Genomic DNA, 13466 nt, shown 5'->3' on the forward strand with positions numbered 1-13466 from the left:
TCTCCTGCGGGCAGCGTGTTGTCAGCTATCCCAAGGCTTGTATTCTGTTACAGTTTTCAAATAGGTTTCGGGATCGCCGTTCAAGATAAGGTCTGCATACTCCAAAGGAGCGTTGTAGATCAAATAATCCAGCTCTGACCGCTGATACATATTGTCAGCAATCTCGTTCTCAACGACGATAGTGTCAATCGCAATCATACTGCCGTCGCTGAATTTCACTTCCACACAGCAATTATCCATATTGTAGGCACAAGATATTAAGGTTTTCATGGTATGTCCTCCATAATTCGTAATATAAAGCGAAAATCCCGTCTGACTTCCTGTTAGAAATCAGACGGGATTTGTCCGTATGCACCCCGGAAACCGTCAGCTAACAGTTGATAAGTAAATTAGTTCCTTATCACTGTTAAGCCAACCAACAACGGGCTTTTTCCTGTTTTGCGAGCCGCTGTGCAGAACCGAGGCACTCAGGGTATAGCAAGCGCGCCTTGACAAGCACCCATGGGTGCGGTATCCTGTAAAAAAAGTGTAATGGTTTGCGGTGCCGCCGGGGCAGATCTGCTTTTTATGGTCTGCTTTGTGAGGAAAACTGCGTCCCCTGCAAGCCCGCCGGGAACAGCAGATAAATCAGAAGTCATCGAGGATATAAGTATGCTGAACAGCAAGGAATTTGACCTTTGGGCTGATGGGTATGACAAAGCGGTCGGCCTTTCTGATGAGGGAAATACCTATCCCTTTGCCGGTTATAAAAAGGTGCTCGGGTTCATTTTTCAGACCATAATGGAATCAGAAAATGCCGTTGTGCTGGATATCGGGTTCGGAACAGGCACATTGACAACCAAACTGTACGAGCACGGTTGCTCCATCTATGGGCAGGATTTTTCGTCAAGAATGATTGCTTTGGCATCTGAGAAAATGCCAAACGCACATTTATATCAGGGGGACTTTTCAAAAGGGCTTGTTGAGCCTTTGCGAAGCTGCCGCTATGATTATATTGTTGCGACATACTCTCTGCATCATTTGACGGATGCGCAAAAGAGAAGCTTTCTGTCAGACCTGCGCAGCTATTTAAAGGAGAACGGCAAAATCATCATCGGTGATGTTGCCTTTGAGACACGCGAGGCTTTAGAGCAGTGCAAATGGAAGGCCGGCGATGCATGGGATCCTGATGAAATCTACTTTGTCGTTGAAGAATTAAGAAAAGATTTCCCGGCTCTTTCCTTTACGCAAATGTCTGATTGTGCAGGCGTCCTGATGTTAGGCTGACAATTACTCTTTCGCCGCGCCGCCCGATTTTTGGAAGAAAAGGTAGCATAGCAATGAATCATCTGGTTATGACCTCCCTGCTTATGGTGGCAACGCATATCGCCTGCTTTGCCGCAATGACCGAGCGGAAGTATTCGGTCAAAAAGACCCTGCTGCTCTACGGGCTTTACGCCTTGTTCTTTATCGTATGGGCCTTGCTGGCGTTTATGCTGCTGGGCAAGACCTCCCCGCATGTGATCTCCTTCTCGTTTGTGGGCACCATCGTACCGGCCGTTGCGCTGTTTTTGTACACCTCGGCCGACTCCTTCAGCAAAAAGCTGTTCCTGATCCTCACCTATGCAAACATCTTCTGCATCATACTCTGTCTTTCGGTTTTGCTGTGTGACAGTCTGCTGCCGGGCCTGTCGAGCGTTGGGCAGATATACGCGCGCAGCATCGTGCGCATAGCGCTGACTGTACCGGCAATCCTGCTGTATCTGCGCCATGCCCGCCCGTATATGCGCACGGTACCGGGGGACAAAAAACGGACATGGTATTCCATCTCGCTTGTATCGGCGCTGTTTTTATTTGTGTTTTCCCTGCTGGTCGCACTCATCATGCGCAATACGCGCGACACCGTGTATTCCATGCTGTTTGGCACGACCACGGTGATTTTCGTTGCCGTTCTCTGGGTCATATTCGGCACGATCCAATCCATGAGCGCCGAGGCGCGGATGGAGCTGATCAGCCAAAATGTGCAATACCTGCAGGGGCAGCTTGCCACCGCGCGGGAAAACGCCATGGCAGCCAAGGCCATGCGCCATGATTTCCGGCATCATATGCAGAATCTTGCGCTGCTGCTCCAGCAGGAAAAGCCGCAGGAGGCAGAGCATTATATTGAGGAATTTATCCACAGTCTGGACACCGCAAGCCAGATCGATTTTTGCCCGCATGTCACGGTCAACGCTATTCTGAACAATTTTTACAACCGCACGCAGAAGGAGGGCATTGCCGTTTCGGTGACAGCCGAGGTGCCCGAGGATACGGCGATTGCCGACATGGACTTTGTGGCGATCCTTTCCAATCTGCTGGAAAACGCGTGCAACGGCTGTACGGCGTGCGGCTCCCACGGAAAGATCACGGTAAGCCTCCGCATAAAAAAGGGGAAGCTCGTGATCGTGTGCAGCAACCCCTGTGCCCCCGGCCTTGTGATCGTGGACGATATGATCGAGCCGAAGGGCACCGGCATTGAAAGCATCCTGATGGCGGTCGACAAATACGACGGCAACATCCGCTATCACCTGCAGGACGGCATCGTGACGGCCAGCCTTGTCCTGAACTGCTAAGGCAACACCGCAGCCCCAACAGGCGCAAAAGCATAACAAGTTATCACGGAGGCTCCCGGTGAGCCTCCGCTTTTTTTGCGGCGGCCGCCGCTGTATTTCACGCAGAATAACCGGCGTTTCACGCAAAAATGAGGTAAAGCCGGATTATCCGATTATAATCAGAGTATAGATACCCAGTCTGCAGAAAACCGCTTTTCAAGGCACTGCAAAGCATGAAATACGGGAGGCCTATCCTCTGCTATGAGTCAACATAAGGATCACTTTACACCGCGGATGTTCCACCGCCTGCTCGCCCCCTCACTGGCGTACTCCTTAGGGCTGGCGTTTGCTGCCATGGCAGATGCCATAGTAATCGGCTGGCAGATGGGCGTCACCGGCCTGGCGGCGCTCTGCTTCAGTCTGCCGCTGCATACGATGCTCCTTGCCTTTGTACATGGTCTGGGGCTGGGCGGCAGCACGCGCTATGCCCGGCTTCTGGCGGAGGGAAAGCCCGCGCAGGCAACAGATTGCTTCAACCGCGTCCTGCAGGCGGGGCTTGCCGTCAGCGTGCTGCTTGCCGCGCTTGTCAATCTGTTCCCGCAAGCAATTCTGGAGCTTTTGGGCACCACACCCGCTGACGGCACACTGTACACCGCCGCCAAAGGCTATCTGTGTCTGATCGCATCCGGTGCGCCGCTCTTTCTTTTAAAGTATGTGCTCAACGACTTTTTGCGCAGCGATGACAACCGGCGGCTGGCAACGCGTGGTTCCCTGTATGGCAACGCCATCCGCATCGCGCTGGATCTTGTGCTTGTGCCGGGTCTGGGGATGGGCACAGCCGGTGCCGCCGGTGCTACCCTGATTGGACTTTCGGTGTCGGTGCTGTGCTATATGCCCGCCCTTTTTGCGAAAGACCGCACGCTGCACCTTGCCGCTGCCCGGCCAAACCCGCGCGAGACACTCTCCTGCCTGAAAAGCGGGCTGCCCGCCGCGGCCCCGTACCTGTACCGGATGGTGTTTTTCCTCTTTGCCAATCATCTGCTGCTGCGCCTCGAGGGGGAAAACGGCGTGGCGGTTTTCGCCGTGGTGCAAAGCACCGCGTATCTGATTTTGTACATATACATCGGTGCTGCCAAGGCGGCGCAGCCGCTGTTCCGAACCTTTTACGGTGAGAAAAACCTGCCGGCGGCACGACGCGCCCTCGCGTTTGCGCTGCGGTGGGGCCTCTATGCCGGCAGCACCGCAGCGGCGCTGATCTTCCTGTTTCCGGGCCTTATCTGCAGTGCCTTCGGTCTGCACGAGGAGGCACTGCACTACCTTGGCGCACCGGCGCTGCGGCTGTATGCCCTGAGCAGTATAGGGGCCGGTGTCAGCATGGTGCTGCACACCTATTATCGCTCGATTCATGAGGAGCAAAACGCCTTTATCATCACCCTGCTGCGAAACTTTGTAATACTGCTGCCCTGCACGGTATTTTTTGCCACTTCCCTGCCGCAGTTTTGGTGGCTCTACCCCGTGACCGAGCTGCTTTCTCTGCTGCTGCTTTTTGTATGGCGCTGCCTGACAGGCCGGGAACGCCTGTTTGATGCCGCGCGGGTCTACTCACTGACGATGCACGGCAGCAGCCGGGAGTTCACGGCCATGGCCGGCGGCATTGCAGCCTTTTGCGACCGGTGGCAGGCGGCACCACGGCAGCGGTACTTTGTTTCGATGGCTGCAGCAGAAAGCTGCTCGGCGTTCCTCGAACAGGCACCCGGGCATATCGCGGAGATACAGATCACGCTTGTCGCGCTTGAGGACGGCGATTTTGAGCTGCACATCCGGGACAACACCGACTTTTTCGACTCCTTCTCCGCACAGGCCGACCGCCTTGGCGGAAAAGGCACATTGGACATCGAGGCCGTGGGTATGCAGGTCATCCACCAGCAGGCCAAGGAGTTCTCTTACCAGCAGTATGAGAGCTTCAGCACCCTTGTCGTGCGGATATAAAAAGTGTTTTCCATCGCTTCGTCATCACAGCGCGGCCCCTGCTCGCCAGAGGCCGCGCTGTATTTGCGCCTTGTGTGCCATTGCCAGAGCTTCCAATGTCTGTCAAATCCTATTTCTTCCGCTTTCTTTTACCCTTGCCGAAAAGGCTTGTGCGGGCTGTGCATATATGCTAAAATATCAGCAATATGGTTACAACTATATAGCAGTAATGCTCTTATATACCGGAGGGAGGCGGCAGCTTGCGGCCCTGTGACTTCGGCGGGCATTGGTAAAGGAGAATAGGAAATGAGAAAAGAATGTACCGCGCTGGCACTGGCGGGCGTGCTGCTGCTTGCGGCTGTGCCCTGCGCATGGCCCGTTTGCGCGCAGGACGCAGCACCGGGCACAGCGGTAGACATCGTATTTACCCACGACACCCACTCTCATCTGAACACCTTCACCACGGTGGTGGACGGGCTGGAAACAGAGCTGGGCGGCTTTGCACGCATGAACACCCTGATCGAGGCGCAGCGGGCGCAAAACCCCGATACGCTGGTGATCGACGGCGGCGACTTCTCTATGGGAACACTGATCCAGACCGTGTTTGAAACGCAGGCGGCCGAGCTGCGCATGCTGGGGCATCTTGGGTGCGATGTAACGACCCTCGGCAACCATGAGTTTGACTATCGCTCCAAGGGGCTTGCCAACATGCTGACCAGCGCACAGGCGTCCGGGGATGCTGTCCCGGCCATGGTGGTCTGCAATGTAGACTGGGACACGATGGAGGCAGAGGGCCTGACCGAGGGGCAGCAGCGCCTGAAGGACGCCTTTGCCACATACGGCGTCAGCGATTATACCGTGCTGGAGAAGGGCGATGTGGACATTGCCGTGGTGGGTGTTTTCGGCAAGGACGCGCTTGCCTGCGCCCCGACCTGCGAGCTGAAATTTGAGGACCCGATCGAGGCGGTCAAACAGACCGTGGCCGACATCAAGGCCAACGAGGATGTGGATATGATCGTCTGCGTTTCCCACAGCGGCACATGGGAGGACGAGAGCAAGTCCGAGGACGAGCTGCTGGCCAAGGCGGTGCCCGACCTTGATCTGATCCTGAGCGGCCATACCCACACCGAGCTCGAGAAGCCGATCCAACACGGCAGCACCTATGTGGTATCCTGCGGCGAGTACGGCAAGAACCTTGGCGAGCTTACGCTGACACAGCAGGCGGACGGCCGGTGGGCCATGTCTGCCTATGAGCTGATCCCGATCACATCGGATATTGCGGTGCACGCCGCCACGCAGCAGACGATCGACAGCTTTATGGACACCGTGGATACCGACTATCTTGCCCGGTTCGGCTACACGAAGGATCAGGTCCTTGCAGAGAACGACATTGTCTTTTCCACCCAGAAGGATCTTGAAAACATCCACGAGGAGCATAACCTCGGCGACATCATTGCGGATGCCTATGTCTACGCCGTGGAGAACGCCGCCGACTATGACGGTGTACCGGTGGATCTGGCCGTTGTGCCGAGCGGCACAGTGCGCGACACCTACGCCCGGGGCGACATTACGGTCGAGCAGGTGTTCAATTCCTTCTCGCTGGGTATCGGTGCGGACGGCGTGCCCGGCTATCCGCTCATCAGCGTCTACCTGACCGGGCGGGAGATCCGTACTGCTGCAGAGATCGATGCCTCCGTGTCCGATTTTATGACAACGGCGCGCCTGTATTGCAGCGGGCTGAACTTCACCTACAACCCGCACCGGCTGCTGCTGAACAAGGTGACCGATGTCTGCCTTGAGGATGACGGGCAGCGCGTTGCGTTGGAGGATGATAAGCTGTACCGCATCGTGGCTGACCTGTACAGCGGCCAGATGCTGAGCGCCGTGACCGACATGTCCTATGGCATCCTCGCCATCGTGCCGAAGTATGCGGACGGCACCCCCATCACCGACTTTGAGGATGTCATCATCACGGAAAACGGCCGGGAGCTGAAGGCATGGGATTCGATCGCGCGCTATATGGCCTCGTTTGCCGACACGGACGGCGACGGCATTGCCAATGTGCCGGCGTATTACAGCACCACCCACGGCCGCAAGCTGGTCGATACCAGCCGCAGCCCCCTTGCCCTGCTGAAGAATCCCAACAAATTCACCGCCGTTTACGCCGGTCTGCTGGCCGTGGCGGTGCTGCTGATCGTGCTGGTTGTACTGCTGATCCGAAAGCTGGTCAAAAAGGCCAGACGCCGCGCCGCATAAGGCCGCCCTTGCCAAAAGGGCGCATCGGGGCTATACTGGATACGAATACAGTATAGGTATTTCCCTAAAAGGAGAGCAAACATGGAGAGCGAAAAAATCATTCTTGATATTGTGGTCGATGTGCAGAAGGACTTTATCACCGGTGCGCTGGCAAACCCCGCTGCGCAGGCCAATGTAGCCCATCTGGCCGATACCGCCAAGGCCCACGCCGAGGCCGGGCACTGGATGTTCTTTACCCGCGACACCCACCCCGACAACTATCTGGAAACGCGGGAGGGCCGCCATCTGCCGGTGGAGCACTGCATCGAGGGCGAGGACGGCTGGAACCTTGCCCCGGAGCTGGAAAACGCGATGGCCGGCACCGAGCCTGCGGTCTGCCGCGTGATCAACAAGGCCACCTTCGGCAGCTATATGCTGCCCAGCGATATTCTGGACGAGCTGATGGCCCACAACAAGGCCGTGACCGACCTTGAAAAAATCGTTATCTACGGCTACTGCACCGACATCTGTGTCATCAGCAACGCGATGGTGCTGCGCGCCGCCTTCCCCGAAACGGAGATCGAGATCCTCTCCGACTGCTGCGCCGGGGTGACACCGGGCACCCACCGCACCGCGCTGGACGCCATGCGTGCCTGCCAGTTTACGATCCTGTAAGGCCGGAGGCATCCGCACCATGACACCGCTTGAAGCGCTCAAACGCTATTTCGGCTACGATTCCTTCCGCCCCGGGCAGGAGGAGATTGTCAACGCCATTCTGGCCGGGCGGGACGCACTGGCCGTCATGCCCACCGGCGCAGGCAAGTCGCTCTGCTATCAGGTCCCTGCCCTGCTGCTGCCGGGCATTACCCTTGTCATCTCGCCGCTGATCTCGCTGATGCAGGATCAGGTCAAGGCGCTGAACAACGCCGGTATCCGCGCCGCTTTCATCAACTCGAGCCTGAGCGAGGCGCAGATCGACAAGGCACTGACCCTTGCCGCCGAGGGCAGCTACAAGCTCCTCTATGTCGCACCCGAGCGGCTGGAGAGCAGCGCCTTCCGCAGCTTTGCCGCAGCGGCCGAGCTTTCGATGATCACAGTAGACGAGGCGCACTGTATCAGCCAGTGGGGGCAGGATTTCCGCCCCAGCTACCTCAAGATCCTTGCCTTTGTGGACAGTCTGCCCCGGCGGCCGATCCTCTCGGCCTTTACGGCCACAGCGACCCGGACAGTGCAGGAGGATATACGCTGCACGCTGCGGCTGCAGAACCCCAAGGTGCTGGTGACGGGCTTTGACCGCCCGAACCTGTATTTTCAGGTCGAGGCCACCCGCCGCAAGGACGACTTTGTGCTGCAATACCTGCGCGACCACCCGGGCGAGAGCGGCATCATCTACTGCGCCACCCGCAAAAATGTCGATAAGCTGCAGGAGCTGCTGGCCGAGGCCGGCTTTGCCGCCGCCAAATACCACGCCGGGCTGACCGCCGAGGCCCGCCGCACCAACCAGAACGATTTCATCTACGACAAGGCGCCGGTCATCGTAGCCACAAACGCCTTTGGCATGGGTATTGACAAATCCAATGTGCGGTTTGTCTTGCACTACAACATGCCCTCCAGTATGGAAAACTACTATCAGGAGGCCGGCCGCGCCGGGCGTGACGGACTGCCCGCCCAATGTGTGCTGCTTTTTTCGGCGCAGGATGTCATCATCAACAAATTCCTGCTTGAGCGCAGGGAGAACCCTGATTTAGAGGAGGAGGACGCCGCGCTGCTGTACCAGCGCGATCTGCAGCGGCTGCAGGTGATGGAGCAGTACTGCCGCACCACCGCCTGCCTGCGCAACACGATCCTGACCTATTTCGGCGAGCATCCCACCGCGCCCTGCGGCAGCTGCGGCAGCTGCAACAATGTCTATGAGCAGGCCGACCTGACCGATGCCGCCAAGCGGATGATCAACTGCGTGGCGGAGCTGCGCGGGCGGTTCGGCAAGGCGGTCGTATTCGGCACGCTGCAGGGCGCGAACCGCGCCCGCCTGCGGGAGCTTGGCGCACCGGGCCTGAAAAGCTACGGCACCCTGCAGGCGCTGCCGCGCGATACGCTGGACCGGCTGCTGGCCCAGCTTTTGGAGGACGGCTACCTTGTACAGACCGATGACCAGTACGCTGTGCTGCGTCTGGGTGACATCACCCCGCTGAAGGAGGGTGCGCAGGTCCTTGTGCGGCTGCCGCCCCGGCAGGAGCCGGAGCGCACCGCCCCGAAGCCACAAAACCGCAGCATCATGGACAGCCTGACCGGTGCAGGGCTTGCACTCTTTGCCGAGCTGCGCACGCTGCGCCTTGAGATCGCGCAGAGCGAGGGACTGCCGCCCTATGTTGTCTTTGGTGATAAATCGCTGGCCGATATGTGCCTGCGCGCGCCGCGCAGTGTGGAGGGGATGATCGGCGTGTACGGCATGGGCGAGCGCAAGTATGAAAAGTACGCAGCGCGCTTTTTTGCCGTCATCGAGGCCTACCGCGCCGCACATCCTGATGCCGTGCTGAGCCTTGATCCCCCCGCTGCGGAGCCTGCCCCCGCCGAGGGCGAGACACCCCGCAAGGCCGCCAAGGGCCCCAAGGCAGCTTTTTCCCTGACCGAGGAGACCGCCGGGCAGTTCCGCTACGGGGACGCCTACACCGGTGCAGAGCTGAAGGCTGCGCTGGCCGAGGCCGGCGGCCCCGGCATGAAGGCCCCGACCATCAAGGCCATTGAGGCATGGCTGCTTGAGCAGCGCCTGATCGCCATGGAAAAGCTGCCCACCAGCGGGTTCTACTATGTCCCCACCCCCGCCGGTGTCGATGCCGGTCTGCGCAGCGCCGAGCGTGTCAGCGCGCGCGGCACGCCCTACGCCGTGCTGCAGTACACCCCGCCGGTGCAGCGAATGATCGTAGAGCATTTTATCGTGAAGTAACGGCATCGCCCGCCGTATAAAGGCCTCGCCCGCCGCTGCATAACTGCAGCGGCGGGCGAGGCTGATTTTTATTTTACTGTTGGGGCCTATAATACTGCGCCAGCACGCGCAGCAGAGCGGCCTCATTCAGCGGCTTTGAGATATGGTCGTTCATACCTGCCTGCTGTGTGCGCTGTACATCCTCGGCAAAGGCGTTGGCCGTCTGCGCAATGATGGGGATCTCCTTTGCCTGCGGGTGGCTGCTTTCGCGTATCGCGCGCGCCGCCTGCAGACCGTCCATCACCGGCATGACAACATCCATCAGGATCGCATCAAGCAGCGGGGCCTCCCCCTTACCGGTTGCCAAAAAGGCATCGAGTGCCGCCTGACCGTTTTCGGCCACCGTCACCGCAGCCCCGGCGTTTTCCAGCAGGTAGCAGGCGACCTCGGCGTTCAGTGCGTTATCCTCGGCCAGCAGCAGCTTCATCCCGTTCAGGCTGGGCAGCGGCTTGCACGCGGCAGGCTGCTTCGGCGCGCTCAGATCCAGTTCAAGGGGCAGCTCAATGACAAAGGTCGTGCCCTCGCCCAGCGTGCTGCTTACCGTGATCGTGCCGCCCATCAGGTCCACAAGCTCTTTCGCAATGGCCAGCCCCAGCCCGGTGCCCTTCAGCTCACTGCGCAGGGCTTCATTCTCCTGCATAAAGGGCTCATAGATATGGCGCTGGAACTCCTCGCTCATGCCGATGCCGGTATCCTGCACCGTAAAGCGGTAGACAGCGTGGTTCTCGTCCTTGGGGATCTCGTCCAGCGTGTAGTTGATCGTGCCGCCCACCCGGTTGTACTTGACCGCGTTGCTGGAGATATTCGCTATGATGCGCTGCACATGCAACGGGCTGCCGATAACATGGCTATGCCGGTGGTTGAAATGCACATGGCAGGTCAGCTGCATCCTTACCACCTGGGTGTGCAGCGTGTCCCCGCAGCGGGCCAGCAGCTCATACAGGTCAAAGGGCTCATGGGTGATCCGCATACGGCCGCTCTCCATACGGCTTATATCCAGCACATCATTGATGAGCGTTTCCAGCTGCTGCCCGGCGGCGGTCAGCTTCTCCATCGTGTCGCGGACCTTTTCAGGGTTCTCCGCGTTGTCGTAGGCGATCTTAGCCATGCCCAAAATGCCGTTGAGCGGCGAGCGTATGTCGTGGCTCATCCGGGAGAGGAAGGATGATTTTGCCCTGTTGGCAGCCTCGGCGCTGTTGCGCGCCTCGACCAGCCATTTCTCGCGCTTGTGCAGGGCGTTGCAGTCGCAAAGGGTCAGCAGCCACATAACGCGGCCGTCCGGCAGCTGCTTTTCGTCCTTGCAGAGGTAAAACCAGCGCCAGCCCCCATCCCGGGTGTGCAGGCAGAGGGTACGCTTGCCCTTGAACTGACGGAAATTCTCAAGGTCACGCAGGTCGCAGTCCTCGGCAAAGCAGTCAGCAAACTGCATCGTGTAGCCGCTGCCGAACACCTCGTCCCTATGGCAGCCGAGGGATCGCAGCGCCAGCTCACTGATGATGCCGACCGGCAGCCCCGGCGTGTAGAAGCCGCCTACAACGCCGACGCCGTTATTTTTATCCAGCAGCTGCTGGATGGATTTGTCGATTACCTGCAGATCCTTCCGCTGAAAATCGCTGCTGAAAATTGGCTCCTCGTAAAAGCTTTTGATCATGCAATGCTCCCTGTTCTCCTGTTGCGGTTTGCGCTCAATTAGTTACATTGTAATTGTTTTGCGGTTAAATTGCAAGCGTTATTTGTTTTATTGCAACAAATACAGCGATTCTGTCCATTTGCCGCACCAAAAACACCAAGGGGGGCAGGCCTACAGGCCTGCCCCCTTGCAGCGAAAAGCTATGGCAACACCGCACAATTCCCGCCTGACGGCTTAAGCACCGCTCCGGCGGATCTCCGCGCCAAGAGCCGCCGCAAGCGGCGGTTGCGCTCCGAAGCGCCTCGCTGCGGCTCGGTGTGCGGCACGGCATCTGCGTTGCCAAAATGCTCGATAATACACAAAGTATTATCTGCGCTTTTGGCTTAGCAGCTGCCGTACCTCGCTCGCCGTATCGGCACTTAGAATTATGCGGTATTGCCTTATGTTACTTTGTCAGACTGACTGCGGCACTCTGCAATGAGATAATGCGCTTTTCAGTCGTTGGTCGAGATGTCCGTGCCGAAATATTTCTCGCTCAGCGCCTTGAGCGTGCCGTCGGCGCGCAGTTCCTCAATGGCGGTGTCGATGGCGGCGCGCAGGGTTGCGGTCTCCTCGCCCTTGCGCATCGGGATCGCAACCTCGTTGGCATCATCGGTCAGCACAGCGATCTTGACATTGGCATCGGGATGCTCCTTCGTGTAGTCGTAGAAGGTCACCTCGGCGTTGAGGGTCGCATCGATCCGGCCGCTGTTCAGCAGCTCAAAGGTCTGGTTCAGGTCATCGACCGCCGTGACGGTCGCGCCGTACTGCTCGGCCAGCTGGGCATAGGTGCTGGAGATCGTGTTTGCGGTCGTCTTGCCGTTCAGATCCCCCAGCGTCTGGATGCTGTCATCGTCCGCCCGGGTGATGACAGCCGTTCGGTTGTAGGCGTAGGGGGTGGAGAAATCGTATTTTGCGGCGCGGTCGGGGGTGATGTCAACGCCGTTGACCATAATGTCATAGCGCCCGGCGTCAAGACCGGCCAGCAGGCCGTCCCACTCACCCTCAACAAACTGCGGCTCCACGCCGAGCTTTTCGGCGATTTTGGTGCCGACCTCAACATCGTAGCCCACAAGGGTATCGCTCTCATCGTGGTAGGTCCAGGGCGCCCAGGTGCCCTCCATTGCGATGGTGATGGTGCCGCGGGTCTGGATCTCGCTCAGCAGGTCGGCGGCGGTGGCATCGGCAGACGCTGCCGTGCCGGAGGATGCTGCAGCCGTGCCGCCGCAGGCAGTCAGCGCAGCGGTCAGGGCGGCGGTCAGGGTCAGGGCGGTCAGCCTGTTCAGGTTTTTCATTACAAAAGGCTCCTTTGCTTGTAGGTCTGTAAAAATTCTTGGGTGCGGGGCTGCTGCGGGTCGTTGAAGAACGCCTCGGCGGTGTTCTGCTCCACAATGACGCCCTGCTCCATAAACACCACGCGGTTGGCCACATGGCGGGCAAAATCCATCTCATGGGTGACGACCAGCATCGTGCGGCCCTCCCGCGCAAGCTGGCGCATAACGGCCAGCACCTCGCCGGTCAGCTCAGGGTCAAGCGCAGAGGTCGGCTCGTCAAAATAGAGGATCTCGGGGTCGGCCGCCATGGCGCGGGCGATGGCTACCCGCTGCTGCTGCCCGCCGGAAAGCTGGCTGGGGTAGTAGTCGGCGCGGTCATCCATGCCGACCTTGACAAGCTGCGCATGGGCCAGCTCCTCGGCCGTGCGGCGGGGCATCTTGCGGGCAATGATAAGCCCCTCGGTCACATTCTGCAGCGCGGTCTTATTTGCAAACAGGTTGTAGTTCTGAAAGACAAAGCCCGTGCGGCGGCGCAGGGCGTTGATCTCGGCATGGGTGGCGCGGTGCAGCTCGATGCGGCGGCCGTCAAAATCCATCGTGCCGGCATCTGCCCTCTCAAGAAAATTCAGGCAGCGCAGCATGGTGGTCTTGCCGCTGCCGCTTGAGCCGAGGATGGCCACCACATCGCCCTTGTTCACATCCAGATCAATGCCCTTGAGCACCTGCAGCGGGCCGAAGGCCTTACGCAGGTTTCTGATTTCCAGCAT

General features: G+C 58.8%; 10 protein-coding genes. 6 read left to right on the top strand and 4 right to left on the bottom strand.

Translation table 11 applies throughout. The features are described from left to right. Positions 1 to 21: 21 nt before the first annotated feature. The gene (locus OGM67_08470) at positions 22 to 270 is read right to left on the bottom strand and encodes a DUF6061 family protein (GenBank protein ID UYJ33624.1); all 249 of its coding nucleotides are present in this window, start codon (positions 268 to 270) and stop codon (positions 22 to 24) included. A gap of 381 nt (positions 271 to 651) precedes the next feature. Between OGM67_08470 and OGM67_08475 the strand changes: the two genes are divergently transcribed. From OGM67_08475 to recQ, 6 genes are all read left to right on the top strand, one after another. Then, on the top strand, positions 652 to 1266 hold the full coding sequence (locus OGM67_08475) for a class I SAM-dependent methyltransferase (protein ID UYJ33625.1): 615 nt from the start codon (positions 652 to 654) through the stop codon (positions 1264 to 1266). A gap of 53 nt (positions 1267 to 1319) precedes the next feature. Continuing rightward, positions 1320 to 2591, top strand: a complete 1272-nt coding sequence (locus OGM67_08480) for a GHKL domain-containing protein (GenBank protein UYJ33626.1) — start codon at positions 1320 to 1322, stop codon at positions 2589 to 2591. A 240-nt stretch (positions 2592 to 2831) separates the two neighbouring features. Continuing rightward, complete coding sequence (locus tag OGM67_08485; GenBank protein UYJ33627.1) at positions 2832 to 4559, top strand: MATE family efflux transporter; 1728 nt, start codon at positions 2832 to 2834, stop codon at positions 4557 to 4559. Positions 4560 to 4844: 285 nt separating this feature from the next. Beyond that, a complete protein-coding gene (locus OGM67_08490; GenBank protein UYJ33628.1) occupies positions 4845 to 6794 on the top strand; it encodes a bifunctional metallophosphatase/5'-nucleotidase in 1950 nt (649 codons plus the stop codon). An 81-nt stretch (positions 6795 to 6875) separates the two neighbouring features. Then, positions 6876 to 7448, top strand: coding sequence for a cysteine hydrolase (locus tag OGM67_08495; protein ID UYJ33629.1), 573 nt, complete (start codon positions 6876 to 6878; stop codon positions 7446 to 7448). Positions 7449 to 7467: 19 nt separating this feature from the next. Next, the gene (gene recQ / locus OGM67_08500; GenBank protein ID UYJ33630.1) at positions 7468 to 9717 is read left to right on the top strand and encodes a DNA helicase RecQ; all 2250 of its coding nucleotides are present in this window, start codon (positions 7468 to 7470) and stop codon (positions 9715 to 9717) included. A 73-nt stretch (positions 9718 to 9790) separates the two neighbouring features. Here recQ and OGM67_08505 read toward each other — a convergent pair whose 3' ends face one another. The 3 genes from OGM67_08505 to OGM67_08515 all read right to left on the bottom strand — a co-directional run bounded on the left by OGM67_08505 (position 9791) and on the right by OGM67_08515 (position 13466). Continuing rightward, a complete protein-coding gene (locus OGM67_08505) occupies positions 9791 to 11407 on the bottom strand; it encodes an ATP-binding protein (protein UYJ33631.1) in 1617 nt (538 codons plus the stop codon). 473 nt (positions 11408 to 11880) lie between these two features. Next, positions 11881 to 12720 (bottom strand): amino acid ABC transporter substrate-binding protein, encoded by an 840-nt coding sequence (locus tag OGM67_08510; protein ID UYJ33632.1) that lies wholly within the window; start codon positions 12718 to 12720, stop codon positions 11881 to 11883. Beyond that, positions 12720 to 13466 (bottom strand): amino acid ABC transporter ATP-binding protein, encoded by a 747-nt coding sequence (locus OGM67_08515; protein ID UYJ33633.1) that lies wholly within the window; start codon positions 13464 to 13466, stop codon positions 12720 to 12722. The genes OGM67_08510 and OGM67_08515 overlap by 1 nt, the downstream gene beginning before the upstream one ends.

The organism is Oscillospiraceae bacterium (assembly GCA_025757985.1).
Taxonomy (GTDB): Bacteria; Bacillota; Clostridia; order Oscillospirales; family Ruminococcaceae; genus Gemmiger.